Genomic DNA, 21,273 nt, shown 5'->3' on the forward strand with positions numbered 1-21,273 from the left:
ATTTTACACATAAATTGCATATACTCCTATGCAGGATGGTCGAGATAAGAAATAACCTTATTAAACTATGTAATTTCATAGTGAAATACCAATAAAAGAATTAGATAACAAATTATATATTTTAGGAGTCATCAAGATGAAACTAAATAAAGCCTTATTAGTTACTTCAGCTATCACTATGTCTTTATTCACTGGCGTTGCAAATGCAGATGTCATTGATGGTAAAGAAACGGGAACTATCCATTTTAAAGGGCAATTTGTTGAATCAACTTGTACTATCGAAACAAATAATGAGAACTCAAGTGAAGGAACAGTACAGTTAGGCACTTGGTTGGTGAGCCATTTTCAAAAATCCGATGAAACAACAAAACCAACAAAGTTTGTGATTGCACTTAACGAATGCCCTGATGTTATTAAAAAAGCAAAGATCACTTTCACTGGAACTGCGGATAGTACAAATAGCAGCTTATATAAAACATCCACAGAAGTTGGTGCTGGTATTGGTATTACTCATGCTGAAAGCGATACAGCTTATATTACCCCTGGAGCACCAGCGGGTGAAATTGAACTTAAAGGAGCTAATAATAGCGGTGAGAAGGAATACTATGCCCGTTATGTGACAACTGGCCCTGTAAAAGCGGGTGTGGCTAACGCGGATGTGACAGTAACAATTTCTTATAACCAATAATGCCAAGTAAATAAACAATAATAATTAAAGTGAGAAAAATTCTCGATTTAATTTAACAAAGTTTTAGCATTAATGGGAACATATCATTCTACACGTGATTATCAGAAGGTATGTTCCCCATATTTAGGGATAGCATTATGGTTAAAACATTAATATCTACTCTTTTTTTCTTCTTTTTAATCGTAACCCAAGCGAATGCAAGTGTTGTACTTGGTGGAACACGGGTTATTTATGATGCAAACAGCAAAGAAGCTTCCATTACAGTTCGTAATAATGATAAGACACCATATTTAATTCAATCTTGGATTGATCATTTCGATAGTAATAATCAAACTAAGTTACCTTTTGTTATCACCCCTCCCTTATTTAGAATTGAACCTGAATCCAGCAATTCATTGAGGATTGTTTATACAGGTAAAGATCTACCTGACGATAAGGAAAGCGTTTTTTGGTTGAATGTAAAGTCGATTCCACCGACTGATCCTAATGCTAAAAATAACCTGACTATTTCGATTAATAATCGAATCAAACTGATTTATCGCCCTAAATCATTATCGAGCGCAGACGCAGGGGCTGCTTATAAAAAAGTGACATTTGAAAGAAAAGGCAACCTGTTAGTGGGTAAAAATCCAACACCTTATTATATCTCTTTTAGTGAATTAAAAGTAGGGAATAAATCTATCGACGAGCCTGTTATGCTTCCTCCTATGGGAGAGCATTCGTGGAATATTTCAGGTATTCAAGTTAATAAAGTGATGTGGAAAGCCGTGACTGATGTTGGTGGGATAACAGATAGTCAAGAGCAAGAATTAAAATAATAAAAAATTAAAGTCAGGTATGGAATTTTACTATTATGCTAATTTTTAATAAAGAAGAGTACATACAAGAAAATTTAGTATCCATATTTGAACTCAGCAAGATTGCTCCTCATTCGCTCAGCAAAGCCATTGCAGGTTTAACTCTGTCAGTTGCTTGCCTTCCAATGGCGTTTGCTGGTGACTATTTTAGTCCTCACTCGTTAACGCCAGTTAATGGACAAAATATAGCCGAACTGCAAAGTTTAGAGCAATTTTCAACGCCTGGAGGACAGCAGGAGGGCGAATATCATGTAGATATCGTCTTAAATGGGCGAGGAGTAGGTTCTAAATCTTTGGTTTTTGTTAAGAGCAAAGAGGATCAAAAATTAATACCAGTACTCACTAAAGAGGAACTTGAAAATTGGGGGGTTAATGTTAAAACCCTTCCTACTTTTGCCAATTTAACTGAAACACAGCCAATTGAAGATATTTCAAAGTATATTCCAGATGCGTATACACGGCTTGAATTGACTAACCAGAAGCTGATTATTTCTATTCCTCAGATAGCGATGAATAAAACAGCGTCTGGAACAGTTGATCCTAGTTTATGGGATGATGGTGTACCCGCTCTGGTATTAAGTTATTTTTATCGGGGATCTAACACTTGGTATAAATCTTCTCATGCAGATACGTCATCCCACTATGTTAACTTACGCAGTGGGTTAAATGTTGGCCCTTGGCGTTTAAAAAATTATTCAACGTATTCTTATCAAAATAATCAAAGCCGTTGGCAAAATATTGAAACCTACCTTGAACGAGGCATTAACCCTCTTAAATCTCAATTAACAATTGGTGATACTTCAACGCCGAGTGAAGTCTTTGATGGTTTTCAATTCCGTGGTGCTAAACTCGCTTCAGATGAATCGATGATCCCCAGCTCTCTACGTGGTTTTGCACCGATCATCCGAGGAATTGCGCAAAGTAATGCCGAAATAACGATAAAACAAAATGACTATATTATTTATCAATCTTATGTTTCACCCGGCCCCTTTGAAATAAACGACCTCTATTCGACGGGAACGAGCGGAGATTTAACGGTGACGGTAAAAGAGGCCGATGGGAGTGAACGCTCATTTATCGTTCCTTTTTCTTCATTAGCCATTATGCAGCGTGAAGGTCAATTGAAATACGCAGTGACTGGCGGGAAATTTAAAAATAATAACAGTGGCAAAGAGCCTAATTTTGCGCAAGCAACGGTCATTTATGGTTTACCTAAAGGAATAACGGCGTATGGCGGTGGTCTATTTTCCAAAGATTACCAATCTTATGCTGCGGGTATTGGATTAAACCTAGGTTATGTTGGTGCTTTGTCTTCAGATGTGACCCAAGCAAAAACAAAATTTACTCAATTTGATAACCGACAAAAAACAGGTCAATCATACCGTGTTCAATATACTAAAAATCTGTTAACTACAGGTACCACAGTCACCTTTGCAGGTTATCGTTATTCAACTGAGGGCTTTTATTCTTTCCCAGAAGCTAACGCTAATTATTTGCGAGACAGTTTTTATAGCAAAAAAAATCGTTATCAAGCGACGGTTAATCAGGATTTAGAGGCTTATGGCAACCTTTATGTTTCCGCTTATCAGCAAGATTTTTGGAATCAAAGTGGTCATGAGCGGACATTAAATGCGGGTTACAATAATAACTATAAAGGTTACCAATATACCTTGAATTATAGCTATTCTGATTTTTCAGGCTACGATAAGGCTGATCACCAATTTGTTCTCTCTTTTAGCATACCTCTTGGTGGCCTATCGATTAATAATAGTATGCTAAACCTCTCTATGAGTAGTAATAACAGAGGGGATAGTAATTATATGGCTGGATTGAGTGGATCCCTGTTGGATGATCATAATTTAAATTATTCAGTACAGCAGTCATACGGCAATCGAAATCAAAAAGCACAAGGTAATGCTTCATTATCTTATAAAAGTACGTATACCATCGCAAATGCTGGCTATAGCTATGACCAATTTTCACAACGCGCCAATTATGGCTTAAATGGTGCCATTGTTGTGCACTCTGATGGTGTGACATTATCTCAGCCAATCTATGACTCTTTTGCTATTGTGAAGGCGCCGGGAGCAAAAGGGGTTAAAGTTAAAAATAAAACAGGAATAAGAACTGATTGGCGAGGTTATGCGATAGTTCCTTATCTCAGCGCCTATACACAGAATGAAGTGTTATTAGATACCACGTCATTACCAGAAAATGTTGATTTGCAAAAAAGCGCACTGACCCTAGTTCCGACAAGAGGTGCGGCAATGTTAGCGGAGTTTAAGACATATACAGGATATCGTGTTTTATTGACAGTGACGCACAATGGGAAAGCCGTTCCTTTTGGTTCAATAGGACAATTAGTTTCCGAACAAGATGGATTAAGCAGTGGTGGTATTGTTGGGGATAATGGTGATATTTATTTTAGTGGTATGCCAGAGCAAGGAAAGATCCATATTAAATGGGGAAATCAAACAGATGAACAGTGTATGGCCAATTACCAACTTAATGAACAAGAAAAGCAAATGCCAGTAGCATCTCTGCAAGCAATATGTGAATAAAGAACGGAGATAAAATGAAAAATACAGTATTAAAATTATCATCAATTGCATTTTTTCTCGGATTGCTATGTGGTTACCCAAATATAGCTATAAGTTCAGATATTTCTGCAAGGATCATTTTTCCTGATTCAGAATTAGTGTTTGATGATGCTGCGGGAGAGGTCGCATCGGGAACGATTATCGGGGAGGGATGGCAAATATATTCAGGAACAGTTTGTCAAAGCAACCTTAATAACCCGAAAGAGCAAGGGAAGTTTACCGAAATGATATTTTATGATGCTAGGTACGCAACAGGCCTAACAGTTAATTTTGGAGGAAAAGCGTTCCCTGTTTATGCTGGAAATGTTAAAGGCGTTGGTTATGCTTGGGGAATTAGAGAGGATGGTGATCCTGAGTGGTATCCAATAAAAGATAGGTATGGAAGTGGCCCTTTTAGTTTAGAAAAACCTGATACTGAGGTCAGGATTGAAATTGCCTTTGCAAGAGTCAGAGTTGATGGTATCCCGCCAAAAGGTGATACAAAGATCTCTCGCGATGCTCGGGCATTTTTTACCTGTTATAAGGAAGATGATCCCCAATATACTTATGATGGATTTATAGATAGTAGCTATACTCATTTAAAGTCGACAGCCTCTACTTGTAATATCAATACAAAAAGATTAAATATCGATTTAGGGGAACATGATCTAAATAGGGTAAATAGGTTTGATGTTGGCTATAGGTTTGGTTTAGCAGAAGAAAGTATTGAGATGAGTTGTAATGCTGAGATGCGTGTTTATATGACATTAGGTGAATATGGAAGAGCCTCTAAAATAGGCAGTGATTTCATCGAGTTAACAGATAACTCGGACTCACCTGGCTATGGCGTGCAGGTTTTTCATAATGGCTCTCCGGCATTAAAAGTTGGTGGTGATAAAAACGTTGTTACCGATAATCATCAGCTTCTATTTCGTACGGAAGCAGGCAAAAAGAATTATACCGTTCCATTGCGTTTTGAATATGTTAAAACGGCCAAAAAGGTTAAAGCGAGTTCAGGGAATGCAGCATTAACACTAACGTTTGCTTATGACTAAAGGATTGATACCATGAGACAAGGTTACAATCTAATACGTTATTTTTTTCTCGTATTCCTTATCCCTATTCTGATTAATTCGGCCTCTGCAACAGTAATGGTCAATTATACAGGAAGCATTAAACATTCGACTTGTGGTATCAAAACACGGAATATCAGTGTTGATTTAGGAACTTGGCTAACTAATAGTCCTAGAGGTTTTGGCAGTGCAATAAATTCCCAGTCTGAATGGATTGAATTTACACTTGAGTTTGATTGCCCTGATAAAATGAGTGTATTAAATGGCCAATTTCAAGGTGTTTCAGAATCTAATGGCCGTTATTTATCGCTTGATAAAGGTGATGGATATTCAACGGGAGCTGCAATTGAATTACAAAGCTATGAAAATAGTCTCCACAATTGGGTCAACCGAGATATTAATACGCTATATAACTTTATGCAGAATGAAGCTATTAATAAGGGAAATACTGAATTAAAAGTGCGTGCTCGTTATGTTCAAACCAATAGTAAAATTACACAAGGTAAAGCAAACGCTTCGATTACCTTTGTCGTACAGGCTAATTAATATGACCACTAAAAAAATACTGCGGATAGTATTGCTGAGTTATTTCGGGTTAACTATAAACCATGCTTACAGTTACGATGTGTTAGTCAACATCACAGGTGCTGTAAAAGCTTCAACTTGTGATTTAAGTTCTAACCAAACTAAAAATATTAATTTAGGGGATATTTATTTAAGCTCTACAGGTTTGGGAGGCAGCGTTGGTTCGACTAGCCCAAAGGCGGATTGGTCAATTAGCTTGAAATGTCCAAGTAATATTCCAGTGATATTTATACCTAAAGGTAACAGTTATTCTGGTCAATCTAGTGTCTTAGCGCTTGATGCGGTCGATGGCGTTGCAACGGGGGTTGGGATAGAAACAGAATATTCAATGGATAAAAATAATTGGAAAGCATTAACGCTCAATGTACGAAATGAAATTATTAATAGTGTAAAGAGTGAGGGTGACATTCATATTTTTATGCGGGGTTACTATAAACAAATAAATGAAAAAGTAACACCTGGTTTTGCAAATGCCTCCATGACTATCGATATTGTTTACCAATAAAGATAAGAAAAAAATTATTGAATAAAGCCAAGATAAATGAGTGAGATTTATCTTAGCCTTATTTTTTATTTAGAAAACCAAATTATTATAAAAGTTAAAATAATCAACAAGGAAACTATATTTTTACCCGCAATAAATGTAAAAAAGTACTACAGAGCAGATAAAGATGTTCAATATAGGTAAGTAAAAACAGTTATACATAACCGTATGATAATAAAGTAATTTTAGGTATATAATTTTAATTATTCATTTTTTGATGCAGATCAAAAAATAATATTCATATATAACAATGAGTTGTGATGTGTGAGTTGTTTTTTTGTCACCTCTAAAATTTACGTTTTGAAAAACTTACACAAATCAAATACTACTTTAATGTTATATACTCTTTTTACATGTTACTCACCAGTCGGGTAACATGAATTTTTAACTATTTCTTATTTGTGTATATAAGTCTTTAATATGTTCTCGCATTAATTTTTAGAATAGCGATATTTACCTATATCTATACTATTTTATTAATTACGCGCTGAATAATTAACATTACTATTAATTACTATGTAGAGTGTAAAGGTATATCAATGAAAAAATTATCAACTCGAAATATTTTTATGGCTGTTATTGCTTCAGCATTTGCTTTTTCAGCAACAGCAGAAGAGCAAAGTGGAACGATTAAGTTTAAAGGACTTATTTATAATGCTACATGCACTATTAGCCTGAATGATACTAACTCACCAAACGCTGATGTAAAAATGGGACGTTTTGCTACTAGTGAGTTTACTGAGGAAGGTGATGAGGTTGGTGGTACTGGTGGTGATGGTAAATTAAAAATTAAATTAATTGACTGTCCTGATCAAGGTACTATCTCTATCAATTTAACGGGTCATGAAAACCGTTTTGATAAAACTATTTTAGAACTGGACAATAAAGGTAGTGCTGGCGTTGCAAAAAATGTGGGTATCCGTATTTACAATGAAGATGACCTATCCAAGCCATTAAAAATTAATGGTAGTAAAAGTGAAGAAATAAAAGTAAATGGTAACAGTGCTCAATGGACTGGAACTTTTATTGCTAAGTATGTAAGTACAGACGATGACGTAGAAGCAGGCCAAGCAGACGCAACATTAAATTATAAAATTACTTATAAATAATTTGATAACGCAGATTATCAATTATTAATCTGCGTTACTTTTTTTCTTGGAGGACATCCTATGTTTATGAAAAAAATAGTTCCTACACTGTTATTGTGTTTTCTTGCTAGTTCAACCAGCTATGCTGGCTTTGGTTTAGAAACAACGCGTGTTATTTATCACGAAAAAGAGAATAGCGAAGGTGTTGTTGCATTTAATACAGATAAAAATAGGAATTATTTACTTCAATCTTGGGTGGAAGATAAAAATGGAAAAATAACACAAGATTTTGCAGTAACACCTCCATTAATTAAGCTAAAATCTGAGCAAAAAAACACGATCCAACTGACTAAAATAGCATCATTACCGAGTGACCAAGAAGCATTATATTGGCTAAATGTAAAATTTGTGGCACCAAGTAGTGAGGATTTAGAAAACGTTTTACGTTATTCAATGACAAACAAAATAAAGCTAATTTATCGACCTACAGCATTATCCGATAAAAAGCTTGAAGATGTTGTCAATGAGTTAACTTGGTCTCGCTCTACCGCTGGAGTCAAGGTTGTTAACCCAACACCATTTTATATTAACATTGCAAAAATAAAAATTAATAACAGAGAAGTCGAAGCACCAAGCTATTTAGAACCACGCTCTGAAACAGTAATTAATGTTTCTAATTTAGGGGCTAGTTCCAATAAGGTTTCTCTAAACTATATCAATGATTATGGTAAAGGGTTAGATAGTCAATATCTTATAAAATAATAATCTAATAAAGTAGAGTAAAGGCCTATGAATCGTCTTTATCATAAAAAGTATCCATATTCACCTCTGTTTATGGCTATTGTATTCGCTTCATTGTCATTTGAAATGCGGGCTGCTGATTATTATCCACCTAGCTTGTTAAATATTGCAGGTACAGATACGCAATTGACTAATGAAGATCTGGATGTGTTTAGGGAAAATGATATAGCACCAGGGAAATACCATGTCAGGTTTTTCATTAATAATAATTTAATTCTTAATAAAGAAATTAGCTTTGTGATGATGCCTCGGGCAGATGGTGGAGAACAACTTACACCTTGTTTTAGTTTTGCGGATTGGGAAAGTTTTGGTATAGATTTTCATAAGACCTTAAAAGGTGATCAAGAATGCTTCAATATTAATGATATTGAGTATATGACACAGTCACTTGATTTAAATACTAAAGTGTATTCAATGACTGTTCCGCAATCAATGATTAATCAGCAGCGCATAAGAAAAGCTGAAGAAGCACAGTGGGATGATGGCATTCCTGCTGTATTTTTAAATTACTCTTTTTCAGCTTTTAACACCTATGAAGGCGGTAAAGTCGATGATAACTATTATGGTAATATTCAGACGAAAATTAACATAGGCTCATGGCGTTATCGTAATTATTCCACATGGGCCAACAATCGGCACGATAAGAATAAATGGAATAATATTAGCAACACCTTATCAAGAAACATTAATATAATAAAAAGTGAGCTAACACTAGGGGACTTATATACAAGCTCGCAATTATTTGATTCTTTTAAATTTAAAGGGGTTAAATTAGCATCTGATAGGCAAATGGAACCTTATAACTTAACGAGTTATGCGCCAAGCGTAAATGGTATCGCTAATTCTGAATCTATCGTGACTATTGTACAAAATGATCAAGTTATCTATAAGAAAAGTGTGCCTGCTGGGCCATTTGAAATTACAGATTACTATCCAATGAGTAATGGTGGCAATCTATATGTCACAGTAGAAGAAGCAAATGGTAATGAAGTTAACTTTATTGTTCCTTTCTCATCAATTGCTTTTTTAGAGCGAAAAGGCAGTATTAAATACAGTTTCTCTAGTGGTGAATATGATGGGAATAATAACGGTGATGGCCGTTATGTGAATGAAGCTGAAATCTATTATGGATTAACAGACTTTGTGACCGTTTTTGGTGGTGCACTCTACGCTAAAAAATACCAATCCTATGCAATCGGTACAGGGTTTAACTTAGGTGAGGTTGGCGCAATTACAACGGATGTTGTGCACTCTCGTACTGATGTTGATAATCAATCTACGTTGAGTGGTAATGCATTTAGAGTCAATTACTCAAAACATATTGAGACAACGAATACGAGCTTAGCTTTAGCGGGTTTCCGTCATTTTGATGCTGATTTTATGAATATAGATGACGCATTCTCTTATGAGGAAAAATACCGTGGCAGCTATGAAAAACTAAAAAATGAATACACCGTATCTCTTTCTCAACCAATACTCGATAGCTCAAGCTCGATTAACTTAAATAGTGTTGTTTATGAGTATTCAAGTGGTCATAAACAACAATCTTATAATGTTGGTTTTAACAGTAATATCGATAAGGTTCATTACAGTGTCTATTACACCTATTCAAAAGGTAGACAATTTGAAAATGATAACAGCCGTTCATACAATTTGAGTTTAAATGTCAGTATTCCGTTCGATGTGTTAAATAACACAATGAGTGTGAATTATGGCATATCAACGGATGACCAGCATCGTACTTCACAAACAGCACGTTTAAGTGGCAGCTATGGCGAATTATATCGTGGAACGTGGGATATTTATCAAGGCTACGGTAATAAAGGTATGGGCTATTCAGGGGGATTAAGTAGCTCTTATCGCTCCCCTTATGCAGTCGTTAATGCAGGGTACGCTTATAACGATAGCCATAAAAACTTTAATTACGGTATTAGTGGTGCATTTGTTGGCACTCAATACGGTGTGGTATTAGCACCTTCAATGCAAGATACAAGCGCATTGATTCTTACCAAAGGGACACAAGGTGTCGGTATTATTAATGGGCAGTCAGTTGAAACTAACGCTTACGGTTTAGCGATTGTTCCGGGAATGGCGCCATATCGTAAAAATACACTGGCGATTGATACAAAAACTATCCCACAAGATACCGAAATTGAAAATAACATTATTAATAATGTTATCCCAACAAAGGGCGCTTTGATACTGGCTGATTTCGACGCTAAAAAAGGCTACAAGTTATTATTTAAGTTACAGCATCCAACGAATAAAGAATTACCGGTAGGTGCAAAAGCTGTTACAGAAGATGAAGCGACTCATCTCGTTTCTAACTTTAATACCTTGTATTTAGTTGCAGATAAGCCTAAAGGACGCATTAAAGTTAATTGGAAAAATGAGGGTGCTAATGAATCCTGTGATGTAGATTACAACATCGAAAATACCATGCCAACAAATGGGCTTTATATCCTGAATTCAGAATGCCGCTGAAAGGAGTAAGAATAATGAGAAAACAGATTAATTGGGGCTATGCAGCAGCGTTCAGCGTGGTGTTAATGTTCTCTGGGATAAATAGCAGTATTGCGGCTCAGAATTGTGTTGAAGGAGGGGATGGTCAAAATCACTCTGCAATGCGCGCAATGGTGGACATTAAATTAAGTGGTGCGATCAAAAAGAACGACGAGATTGCTCGTTATACATTTGTGCGAGAGAGTGGACGAGGTGGTGTCGCGCAGTGTGGGCCTGACTCACAAGTCTATGCTTATGCAACATACGGTGAAGGCAGCGGCATTATAGCGAGATATTATGGCGAAATTGATGGGAAGCCCGCTTACCATGTGCATGCTGGTGGCCCCGTAAATATCGTCTATGTCTTAATTGAAAGTAAATCAGGATTGCCTTTTACAAATCGTCCAGGACAAGTGTTGCCTGTTCCTGAAGGTGCACTTATGCCTATAGATGCAACGGTTATTTTTTATGCCGGTAAAGATAACCCGACGGCAACATCCTTTGATAATTCGGTGATTGGGGCGATACTCATTAAACGGTTTGACCCAGGTGGTGGCTCGACAAAAGTTGGTTATACTTATCGACTAAAAGGAAAAGTGACAAGTGCGCCGACATCTTGTGAAGCTAAAAATACCGATTTGTCATTTACGTTACCTCGGGTACCGACCACGGCATTCCCATCCGTAGGGTTCCCGACAACGCCGTCATCTGTTGAGGAACATATTAATATCGTCTGTACGGGGAATGTTTCAGCGAAGATCAAGCTCATTGCAAACAATACAGCGAGTTATAATGGTAAAGATGCAGTGATTAAAATCGATAATGAAGGGCAAGGTAATAATGCCAGTGGTATTGGGTTTGTTGTAAAATCACCATTAAACAATGATAACGTATTAGTTAATCAGGAGTTTGTTAAATTAGCTGATTTAGAAAAAGGTGAAACGCGTGTTCCCCTGAAAGCGGAATATTACCGTTATGGTAATTCTGTCAAAGCAGGGAAAGCAGAAGCGACGGCACAATTTGTTTTGCAATTTAACTAAACGAGAGCAAAAGGGGATGAGCAGATCATCCCCTACAATGATGAATGAACAAAATACCCCGCCTATCTATTGGCTATAATGTCATGATAAAAATCGGTTGCACGAAAATAATAAAGACTCGTTTTTCTTAAAGTGGTTATTTAAACGCTGACAGTACCATACATATCCTCTTCAAATACAATATTAATATTCCCCCTATTACCATACTCATCGATAATAAAAATTTGCAGAGGGTCGGCCACATGATAGGGGGCAGGGCAATAATATCCCCAATAATAGAGTTTCTTATCTCTAAGATACATTTGATGACAGACGATAGTGATGGCGTGTTTATCTAAGGTGGTTTTTGACCAAAGAGGACCGAGATTTCCTTCCAGCCGAGGCCAAATCGCATAAGTTGTATCGCCTACAAATCGGCCATCTTTTTCCTCAGTACAATAAAGAGATTGGCGGATATCTTTTATAATCCTATTTAGCCCTTTATTTAATATATTGGAATAGCCAATCTCTATATTATTAGGCTCTATAAACCAGCTATTAACATAAATTCCGCTATAATAAGGCCCCCCAACGATCTTTATTGCATGGGGCATCACGTGATTATGGTACCAATCTTTAATTTTAGGGATATGTTGTAAGCTATATACAGGAGATTTATACTTTAATTTATATTTATTATGCGTTGTAATTTTAAATGTTTTACGTCTTATGACCCCGTAATTATGCTCATAATTCCCCAGTATCGCCCCTTTACTGATATGAAATGAAATATTTTTTGAGATTTCCTGCCAATCGTTATCTGTTATAGCGATGTTTTCATTATTATCATAATCAATTTTTTTTAATTCCTTGAATGATAACCCGCTTAGGTGCAATAAAAATAATTTCTCCTTTATGATTTAAAGTGCCATTTTGTGAGGTATTGAATAAACCTTCACCATCGATTCTCACCCCGACTGCAATTTCATGTCCGGGATTGATCTCTTTCAGTGAGAAGTAATATGAGGCACTGATCCTTTTTGTGCTTTTTATGGCCTCTATAGATGCATTTTTTATGTGAGTAATCTCATTCTGTACGGCTTTACAATAGTCTCCCCGATGTTCAGAGATTATCCATTCATTACCGAGTAGTTGTTGATCTGAAAAGGAACAAAAATAGATACAGTCTCTAAATTCTTTTTCATTTTCAAAAAAAGCGTCATTATTTTCATCTAAGATTTCAGCAGTAACAATAACCTCAACTTGATTATATCCATTTGCATAAATAACCGAATGAATATTAGTCGGATTATCTTTAAAATGAATGCTAAGATGGTTGATTTGTTTGAATTTTTTAGCTGGGGGTGAGTTAAGCATTTTGGCTCCAAATATTTTAAGCTAAAAGATCAATAGTGCCACTTTTAACAAAACGGATTTAAACAGTAATTTCCCCATCAATATTATGGCGATACTCAATAGTCATGATGCCTTCATTGCCAAACTCATCAACAATTTCAACATGGCTTGCTAAGGATGTGTTTGATTGAGCACGGCATTCAGCACCGAGATAGAGAGGAATGTGATCCACTAAATTGATTTGATGGCAAACAAGGGTGATACTATTTTGATTATTATTTGAAAAGCGGGCAAGTTTAGGCATATCGTTGCTAAATTGTGGCCACACAGAAAACGTATTTTTTTTATTAAATTCACCATTTCTCATGCTTGTAAAATAGAGTGGAGGCTTTTTCTTGTGGGTTAGCTCTGTCCAACCTTCGTTAATTGCGTGAAAATAGCCGACTCTATCTCGAGTCTCAATAAACCAACTCGTTAAGTATGCACCGAGCGCCTGATCATCGGTGGCATAATTCATTGCATGGGGCATGGTCGTACTATAAAACCAATCTTTATAAGGAGCACTATAAGGCAATGTAGGCGAGACCCTTTTTTCGATAATGTTATATTTGTTGGCTGTAATAATAGATATTTTTTTATAGCGAATAATGGCTGCATAATTCCGATAAGAGCTGGAGTGCCGATTGCTACCATTGCGGAATAATGCATCGGTCATGATATATTTCCAACCTTTATCAATCACCATAACATTTCTATTATCTGTATAATCGATAGGGGATATCCTGCTTACTGAAATTCGGCTAGGTGATTTAAAGACAGAGCCTGAATTTAAAGTAGGCGTTCCATTCATTGAGGTGTCAAAATTGCCTATACCAGGAATATTAATTCCTACTGCGATTTCTAAGGCGGGGTTAACAATGTCGGATGAAATAAACTTGGATATTTGAAATGTCGAGCGGGTTATCGTTCGTAGGGTTGGTGGCTCCCGCCTTGATAGAGTTGTGTCATACTTAACTGCTTTACAAAATGGCCCTTTTTCATTCGAAATTTGCCAATTTTGATTTAAGGGTTTACCATCAAAAAATGAACACAGATAAGTGGCATCTTGCACTTCTCGTTCATTATTAAAATAAGGCTCTCCATCTTCACTAATAGCATCAACAGTAATCAATATTTCGATTTGATTTTTTTTATTTGCATAAATAAAGCCACTGGAAAACGAAGGCATATTTTGAAATTGGATCTTTAGAGTATATAACAGTCCAAACGTCTTCTTGTTTCTATTATCATTCATAGCATCCCCTTTATGTGATGTTTTTTTCAATCTAATATAAATTGGGATGTTAAATAATTATCTTTTTTATTAGCTATGGTGATTTAAATGATATTTTCTAGAGGTATTACTGAGATTAATATAATAATTTTTAATGTTATAGAAAAAGATCAAATAACGAAATGAAAGCTGTATTTTCTTGCTTGGCTAAAAAAGGAAGCTAAGTAACCCCCAACAAGCTAACTGCCGTTGGGGGATATAGCGTTAAGCGACTTGTACAGGAACTGCTTTGGCAACACGGCTCATAATATTGTCACCGTCAAAGTAAGCGACTTTGGGTTTATGGTGACGAGCATCTTCATCTTTGATATCAACGTATGAGCAGATAATCAATCTATCGCCAACAGCAGCACGACGTGCAGCGGCACCATTGACTGAAATAATTTTAGAACCTCTTTCACCTGCAATTGCATAAGTAGAAAAACGTTCTCCATTATCGACGTTGTAAATATCAATGGCTTCGTATTCGAGGATCCCTGCGGCATCCATAAAATCCTGATCAATAGCACAAGAGCCTTCGTAATGAAGGTCGGCTTGTGTGACCTTAACCCGATGTAATTTACCTTGTAACATTTTTCTAAACATAATTATTGTCTACCATTTTTAATCGTCATGCTGTGTTTGCTTGTTTTTTTAAGCTGAAACTGTGGGTAGGTCAACCTGTAAATTATCAATCAAACGGGTTTGCCCTAACCAAGCTGCCATTAAGATGACCGCTTTTTGACTTATATTGCTCAATGGAGCAAGGGTTTCGGCATCACGAATAAATAGCTCATCAGGGGTAAAACCTGCTTGGCGAAGCGAATCATCGATTTCTTGGATAATCGCTTCAACATTGTCAGGGGCTGCAATTAGCTTCTCTGCCGCCTGTTGCATAATGCTATATAGTTGTGGTGCTATTTTGAGTTCACTGGCTGATAGATTGTTATTTCTTGAACTCAATGCAAGCCCATTTTTCGCTCTGACGGTAGGCACAGAGACAATTTGTATATCAAAAGAAAGGTCACTCACCATTTTGCGAATTAGCTGTAATTGCTGGAAATCTTTTTCACCAAAAAACGCTAAATCAGGTTGGACTAAATTAAACAGTTTGGTAACGACTGTTGATACACCGCGAAAATGCCCAGGGCGACTCGCACCTTCAAGTATTGATGATAATTCAGGCACTTCAACAAAAGTTTGTTGCGCCATTCCTTCAGGGTAAACATCTTTCACAGAAGGGGCAAAAACGAGATTGATATCGCGACGTTTCAGCTTTTCACAATCCTCTTGCAAGGTTCGAGGGTAATTGGCTAAATCGGATTGGCGATCAAACTGCATAGGGTTAACGAAAATGCTGACAATCACAATATCAGCTTGTTGTTTCGCTTCATCAATTAAAGCTAAATGTCCATCATGCAGGTTGCCCATGGTTGGTACAAGAGCGATACGTTTACCTTCTAGCTTCCAGCGGCGGATCTCACGGCGAAGAATGGGAGATGTTTCGACGATAAGCATAGGTGAATTCCTTATTATTGAGCCGTAATAAAATTATTCAAAAGAATGATCTTCACTAGGGTAGATCCCTGCTTCAACTTCTTGAATATACAGTTTAACTGCATCTTGAATATTGCCTGCTTGAGCAAGGAAGTTCTTGGCAAACTTAGGAGGGCGGGCCGTAATGCCTAATGCATCATGCATGACAAGAATTTGCCCATCAGTACCATTGCCTGCACCGATACCAATAACCGGAAGGAGTAGTTCTTCTGTAATATTATTGGCTAGTGAGGTAGGAACACACTCAAGAACCAAAAGCTGTATTCCCGCATTTTCTAGCGCAATGGCATCTTTCATGAGTTGGTTGGCGGTAACCTCATCGCGACCTTGTACTTTATAGCCACCAAGAACGTTGACGGCTTGTGGCGTTAGCCCTAAATGCCCACATACGGGAACGGAACGTTCACACAGCATTTTGACGGTATCGCATAGCCAGCAACCCCCTTCAAGTTTTACCATGTTTGCACCAGCCTGCATCAGAATAGCGGCATTAGCACAAGCTTGTTCAGGGGTGGCATAACTCATAAAAGGCATGTCAGCGATAATAAATGCGTCTGGTGCACCTTTGCGTACACAGCGAGTGTGATAAGCGATTTGCTCTACGGTAACAGGGAGGGTGCTAGATTCGCCTTGTATGGTCATACCAAGGGAGTCACCGACGAGCATGACTTGGATACCTTGCTCTGCAAATAGCTGAGCGAAGCTGGCATCGTAAGCCGTCATGGTAGCAAATTTGTGTTTGTCTTTTTTAAACTGACCCAGAGTAGCCAGAGAAATTGGTTTCATTATAATAACCTCCGGAAAAGATCCCACTGACGACCCCTCCTGTTTAGGAGGTTCACTGTTTAGGTTGTAATATCCCAAAGGGTGAGGCCATTACGTGGGACGAGTGTGAGCCTTTCTGATAGCGGTTCGCCATCAGGAAAAATCAGATCAGGGGCAATGTCATTGAGCGGATATAACATAAATTCCCGCTCTTTTAGCCCATAATGAGGTACGGTCAATCGTGGGGTATTAATAATATGATTGCCGAAAAGCATAATGTCGAGATCGAGCGTTCGAGGGCCCCAACGCTCAGCTTTGCGAACTCGACCAAGCTCCAGCTCAATGCGTTGTGTATGATCAAGCAACGCTTCTGGCTCAAGCTCAGTTTCAAGTGCAACCGCCATATTAAGAAAATCGTTTTGATCTTGTGGCCCCAGCGGTTTACTACGATAGATCGAAGAGGTGTTGACTATACGGCTGTTTGGGAGCGCATTTAACGCATCAATAGCCTGTTGAGCCTGTTTCAATGGCTCGCCAAGGTTACTGCCAATAACAATATAGACCAACTCCATTCTATGACCCCTGATTTTTATTTGGTTTATGGGCGCTTGATGATGACTTGCGTGGGCGATGGCGTTTACGCACTGGCGCACTACCTAGCTCAGCTATCATCTCACGCTGCTTAGTATTATTGGAACGCTGATATTCATCCCACCAGACAGCAAGCTCTTGAAGCTCATTTCTCCGTTCAACATTGGCCCTTAATTCTAATAAATCAAATGCAGCACGGAACTTTGGATGCTCCATTAATTTATTCGCTCGGCGCCCTTGGCGGCGAGGAAGGCGTAATTGCAATTGCCAAATATCACGCATGGTGGTGGTGATACGTTTAGGTATCGCAATCGAACGGCACTGCTCATCAAGTATGTCATTCATCGCCAGTGCGAAAGCATCATAGTAGGCAAGCCCACCTTCTTGAGACAGCTTTTCTGCATGTTCCGTAACGGGATACCATAACATGACTGCAAATAAAAATGCAGGATTAACCCGTTTATCATTTTTGAGCCTAAAGTCAGTATTTTTGAGTACCTGATCAATGATTTTTTCCATTGGCGAATCATTGTTATTGGTAAAGCGACTACTGATAACCGGAAACAGTTGCTCAAATAAGTGGTACTCTTTTAGCATGTTATAGGTTGCATAACCTTGACCCGCTTGTAGTAGTTTCAGTGACTCTTCAAATAACCTTGCTGAAGGAATTTCGCGCAATAGCGGTGCCAGACGTTGGATTGGTTGCGCCGTATTTGGCTCAATACGCATATCCAATTTACAGGCGAAACGCACCGCACGTAGCATGCGAACAGGATCTTCGCGATAACGAGTCTCTGGGTCACCAATAAGGCGAATAATCCCCGCTTTAAGATCGTTTAAGCCGCCCACATAGTCACGAACAGAGAAGTCATCAATGTTGTAGTAAAGGCTATTGACGGTAAAGTCACGGCGGATTGCGTCTTCTTCGATAGAGCCGAAAATATTATCCCGTAGCAACATGCCATTTTTGGCTTGCTGGGAGCGGTTTTTATCTTCCGACTCAATTTGGTCATGGTGACCGCGGAAAGTGGCAACTTCAATGACCTCTGGCCCGAACATAATGTGGGCGAGACGGAATCGACGACCGACTAGCCGGCAGTTACGAAATAGTTTGCGGATCTGCTCAGGCGTTGCATTAGTTGTAATATCAAAATCTTTGGGTTTTTTACCAAGGAGTAAGTCACGTACACCACCGCCAACGAGGTAGGCCTCATAGCCATTTTTATTTAAGCGATAAAGTACCTTCAGCGCATTATCACTAATATCACTACGTGAAATAGTATGCTCTGAACGAGGAATTACAGTGATATTTTCATCTGTTTCAGTCGTCATTGTCTCTGATTTCTCTGCCTGAATACCGGCACGTTTGGACTGACGAACCGTGGTTTTTGTTTGTTTAGCGTTCTGTTCTACGGACTGAGCTGTCGCAGTGTCAGAATAAGTGACTGGCCTTTCACCGGCTGCCTGTGCGTCACGCGTGTCCTTGTCATTTCGCGATAAAATATTACGGCAGAAATTTGCTACTCGGTTAAAAATAGTACACCTCGATATCATTACGAATATTCATTAAACAAAATAAGCGGCTAATCATAGCTTACTGGCCTTTCTTTGAGAATGCTTAAACGCATAAAAGTCATATTCAGTCATAAGCATTGTCAATAATATCATGAGATGGGATCGCCGCTAGCTGCCATTTATCCGTTGCGGTTTTTAAAATCTCATCGGTACTCAAATCACGCCAGTACTGGATTGGCGGTTGATTCAGTAATGTTAGTGCATGGCATATTACTGGGCGAGGATCCGTCATCGGCAGTGCTGTGGCATGATTTTGCTTTGATAGCTTATTATTATCATGATTTAGGATCAGCGGTAAATGGGCATAATCAGGAACAGGCAATGAAAGGTGGTGATATAACGAAATTTGCTGTGAGGTGGTAGGGATTAGGTCTGCGCCTCTCATCACTTCAGTGACATTTTGATAATGATCATCAACAACAGCGACTAAATTATAAGCAAACAAACCATCTTTACGATGAATAATAATATCTTCTTCAGCGACATTGGCTGGTGTCACAATTTCGCCTCTGAGCCTATCTGTAAATTGATAAACGGGGTGAGTTTGTTTTAATCGAATAGCCGCTTGATGGTCTGGAAGATGGAGGTTGCGACAATGACCATCGTAATGCCCTTGCAACGCTTTGATACGTTGCCGTGAGCAAGTGCAGTAGTAACTTTTGCCTTGTTGGCGAAGGTCATCTAATGCAGCACGGTAGGCATCATGACGTTTTGATTGGTACAGTACCTGATCATCCCAATATAAGCCGTAATGCGCTAACGTTTTTAGAATATTATCAGCCGCGCCGGGAACTTCCCTTGGAGGATCAATATCATCAATACGCACCAGCCATTTACCTTTTTGCGAGCGTGCTTGCAAATAGCTACCTAGGGCGGTGACGAGTGAACCAAAGTGAAGGTTGCCTGATGGAGATGGTGCAAAGCGACCAATATAGGGTGAAGTGGAGGTGCTCATTACTAGATTTCCTTATAACGGCGCAAGGTTAGTGCGCCGTTAAGGACTCCATAATCAGTGATTAGCCAGCCATTTGCTTTTCGCGAATTTCTGCTAATGTTTTACAGTCGATACACAAATCAGCGGTAGGGCGGGCTTCCAAACGACGGATGCCGATTTCCACACCACAAGATTCGCAGAAGCCAAAATCGTCTTCTTCGACTTTCTTCAGTGTTTTCTCGATTTTCTTAATCAACTTACGTTCACGGTCCCGGTTGCGTAATTCAAGGCTGAATTCCTCTTCCTGGGCTGCCCGATCAACAGGATCTGGAAAGTTAGCTGCCTCATCTTGCATATGAGTAACTGTCCGGTCTACTTCATCCCTGAGTTGATTGCGCCATGCTTCGAGAATGAGCTTAAAATGCGCCAACTGGGCTTCGTTCATGTACTCTTCGCCAGCTTTTTCATGATAGGGTTCAACCCCAGCAATGGCGAGAATGCTTAAGGACGATGTCTTACGTTTTTGCCCTTCTTGCATAATGCTTCTCCTACACACGCAAATTTCACAAAACCCCAAAGGGGGGAAAAATTAAGGTCGCTATAAATAGCAGAAGAGTGCCCTCTTGGCAATCGTTCATGCAATGAGTTTTGTAATGCTGTGAAGGCGCGCGTGTTTATTCCTTTTTAAGCCTCCAGAACCCATGCGTCTTCGCTTTGAGCAGCGAATAAACTATCATTATTTGATAGGTGTAAACTTAATTTTTTTACCCAATAGCATTTTTTGCGTATTGATATCTACTTGATAACACAGTACTTCAACACCATTTTCGATAGCTTCCTTCAAAAGTGTGGCATATTGCTTATCAATATGGGCTGCTGCCGAGACCTCGTAGATCCCCGTATGCAAAACTGCAAACAACAGTATGGCTTTTTTTCCTTCTTTAGCAATTGTTGTTAGCTCTCGTAAATGCTTTTGTCCGCGTTCAGTCACAGCATCGGGAAAATAGCCATGGTTATTTTCCAATAACGTGACAGATTTTACTTCGATAAAACAATCGGGTAGCCCATCTCCAGATAAAAAGAAATCAATCCGGCTATTTTCAGAACCGTATTTCATCTCAGGCTTTATTACACTATATTCGGATAATTCTGGAATGGTTTTTTGCGCCAACGCCTCGGCAATGATCTGATTAGCTCGTAATGTATTGATACAAATTAGATGATTTTGTGACGTTTGTGTCACTTCCCAACTGTGTGGGTACTTGCGTTTTGAGTTATTCGATGTTGAATACCAAATTTTATCTCCGGGCGTTGCACAGCCAGTCATCGCCCCCGTATTGGCACAGTGGATAGTCATGACTTCACCGTCAGGTGTAACGACATCCGCTAAAAAGCGCTTGTAGCGTTTGATCAGTGTGGCTGGTTGTAACGGGGGAATAAACTCCAT

At 38.5% G+C, this 21,273-nt stretch carries 21 protein-coding genes; 10 read left to right on the plus strand and 11 right to left on the minus strand.

Going from position 1 to position 21,273, the window contains the following annotated elements:
• Window positions 1–136 precede the first annotated feature (136 nt).
• The 10 genes from PSE69_RS00365 to PSE69_RS00410 all read left to right on the plus strand — a co-directional run bounded on the left by PSE69_RS00365 (window position 137) and on the right by PSE69_RS00410 (window position 11,757).
• Window positions 137–688, plus strand: a complete 552-nt coding sequence (locus PSE69_RS00365; protein WP_004922584.1) for a fimbrial protein — start codon at window positions 137–139, stop codon at window positions 686–688.
• A gap of 137 nt (window positions 689–825) precedes the next feature.
• Complete coding sequence (locus PSE69_RS00370) at window positions 826–1,506, plus strand: fimbrial biogenesis chaperone (protein WP_147441385.1); 681 nt, start codon at window positions 826–828, stop codon at window positions 1,504–1,506.
• A gap of 35 nt (window positions 1,507–1,541) precedes the next feature.
• Window positions 1,542–4,106, plus strand: a complete 2,565-nt coding sequence (locus PSE69_RS00375) for a fimbria/pilus outer membrane usher protein (protein ID WP_040132342.1) — start codon at window positions 1,542–1,544, stop codon at window positions 4,104–4,106.
• Window positions 4,107–4,120: 14 nt separating this feature from the next.
• Window positions 4,121–5,179 carry a fimbrial protein gene (locus PSE69_RS00380; RefSeq protein WP_121875327.1) on the plus strand — a complete coding sequence of 353 codons (1,059 nt, stop codon included), beginning with the start codon at window positions 4,121–4,123 and terminating at the stop codon, window positions 5,177–5,179.
• A 12-nt stretch (window positions 5,180–5,191) separates the two neighbouring features.
• Entirely contained in the window at window positions 5,192–5,743 is a 552-nt protein-coding gene (locus PSE69_RS00385; protein ID WP_121875326.1) for a fimbrial protein, read from the plus strand.
• A 1-nt stretch (window position 5,744) separates the two neighbouring features.
• Window positions 5,745–6,287, plus strand: a complete 543-nt coding sequence (locus PSE69_RS00390; RefSeq protein ID WP_004922566.1) for a fimbrial protein — start codon at window positions 5,745–5,747, stop codon at window positions 6,285–6,287.
• 578 nt (window positions 6,288–6,865) lie between these two features.
• Window positions 6,866–7,435 carry a fimbrial protein gene (locus PSE69_RS00395; RefSeq protein ID WP_004922560.1) on the plus strand — a complete coding sequence of 190 codons (570 nt, stop codon included), beginning with the start codon at window positions 6,866–6,868 and terminating at the stop codon, window positions 7,433–7,435.
• Window positions 7,436–7,495: 60 nt separating this feature from the next.
• A complete protein-coding gene (locus PSE69_RS00400; RefSeq protein ID WP_004922557.1) occupies window positions 7,496–8,176 on the plus strand; it encodes a fimbrial biogenesis chaperone in 681 nt (226 codons plus the stop codon).
• A 27-nt stretch (window positions 8,177–8,203) separates the two neighbouring features.
• Window positions 8,204–10,699: a fimbria/pilus outer membrane usher protein gene (locus tag PSE69_RS00405; RefSeq protein ID WP_036941326.1), complete on the plus strand. Its 2,496-nt coding sequence runs from the start codon at window positions 8,204–8,206 to the stop codon at window positions 10,697–10,699.
• A gap of 14 nt (window positions 10,700–10,713) precedes the next feature.
• Entirely contained in the window at window positions 10,714–11,757 is a 1,044-nt protein-coding gene (locus PSE69_RS00410) for a fimbrial protein (RefSeq protein WP_014656575.1), read from the plus strand.
• Window positions 11,758–11,897: 140 nt separating this feature from the next.
• Here PSE69_RS00410 and PSE69_RS00415 read toward each other — a convergent pair whose 3' ends face one another.
• From PSE69_RS00415 to sfsA, 11 genes are all read right to left on the minus strand, one after another.
• Complete coding sequence (locus tag PSE69_RS00415; RefSeq protein WP_272674900.1) at window positions 11,898–12,632, minus strand: hypothetical protein; 735 nt, start codon at window positions 12,630–12,632, stop codon at window positions 11,898–11,900.
• Window positions 12,589–13,113, minus strand: coding sequence for a hypothetical protein (locus PSE69_RS00420; protein ID WP_272674901.1), 525 nt, complete (start codon window positions 13,111–13,113; stop codon window positions 12,589–12,591). Before PSE69_RS00420 ends, PSE69_RS00415 begins: the two co-directional genes overlap by 44 nt.
• Before the next feature lie 58 nt (window positions 13,114–13,171).
• Window positions 13,172–14,386 (minus strand): hypothetical protein, encoded by a 1,215-nt coding sequence (locus PSE69_RS00425; RefSeq protein WP_040132336.1) that lies wholly within the window; start codon window positions 14,384–14,386, stop codon window positions 13,172–13,174.
• Between the two features lie 243 nt (window positions 14,387–14,629).
• On the minus strand, window positions 14,630–15,010 hold the full coding sequence (gene panD / locus PSE69_RS00430) for an aspartate 1-decarboxylase (protein WP_004922542.1): 381 nt from the start codon (window positions 15,008–15,010) through the stop codon (window positions 14,630–14,632).
• Between the two features lie 48 nt (window positions 15,011–15,058).
• Window positions 15,059–15,922: a pantoate--beta-alanine ligase gene (gene panC / locus PSE69_RS00435; RefSeq protein ID WP_004922538.1), complete on the minus strand. Its 864-nt coding sequence runs from the start codon at window positions 15,920–15,922 to the stop codon at window positions 15,059–15,061.
• A 33-nt stretch (window positions 15,923–15,955) separates the two neighbouring features.
• A complete protein-coding gene (gene panB, locus PSE69_RS00440) occupies window positions 15,956–16,747 on the minus strand; it encodes a 3-methyl-2-oxobutanoate hydroxymethyltransferase (protein WP_014656572.1) in 792 nt (263 codons plus the stop codon).
• 59 nt (window positions 16,748–16,806) lie between these two features.
• Window positions 16,807–17,298 carry a 2-amino-4-hydroxy-6-hydroxymethyldihydropteridine diphosphokinase gene (folK, locus tag PSE69_RS00445; RefSeq protein ID WP_004922531.1) on the minus strand — a complete coding sequence of 164 codons (492 nt, stop codon included), beginning with the start codon at window positions 17,296–17,298 and terminating at the stop codon, window positions 16,807–16,809.
• Between the two features lies 1 nt (window position 17,299).
• Window positions 17,300–18,871, minus strand: a complete 1,572-nt coding sequence (gene pcnB, locus PSE69_RS00450) for a polynucleotide adenylyltransferase PcnB (protein WP_004922527.1) — start codon at window positions 18,869–18,871, stop codon at window positions 17,300–17,302.
• Window positions 18,872–18,956: 85 nt separating this feature from the next.
• Window positions 18,957–19,847, minus strand: a complete 891-nt coding sequence (gluQRS, locus tag PSE69_RS00455) for a tRNA glutamyl-Q(34) synthetase GluQRS (RefSeq protein ID WP_036941319.1) — start codon at window positions 19,845–19,847, stop codon at window positions 18,957–18,959.
• A gap of 61 nt (window positions 19,848–19,908) precedes the next feature.
• Window positions 19,909–20,364: an RNA polymerase-binding protein DksA gene (gene dksA, locus PSE69_RS00460; RefSeq protein WP_004922522.1), complete on the minus strand. Its 456-nt coding sequence runs from the start codon at window positions 20,362–20,364 to the stop codon at window positions 19,909–19,911.
• A 198-nt stretch (window positions 20,365–20,562) separates the two neighbouring features.
• A complete protein-coding gene (gene sfsA, locus PSE69_RS00465) occupies window positions 20,563–21,273 on the minus strand; it encodes a DNA/RNA nuclease SfsA (RefSeq protein WP_004922520.1) in 711 nt (236 codons plus the stop codon).

The organism is Providencia sp. PROV122, assembly GCF_028482365.1.
GTDB classification, from domain to species: domain Bacteria; phylum Pseudomonadota; class Gammaproteobacteria; order Enterobacterales; family Enterobacteriaceae; genus Providencia; species Providencia stuartii.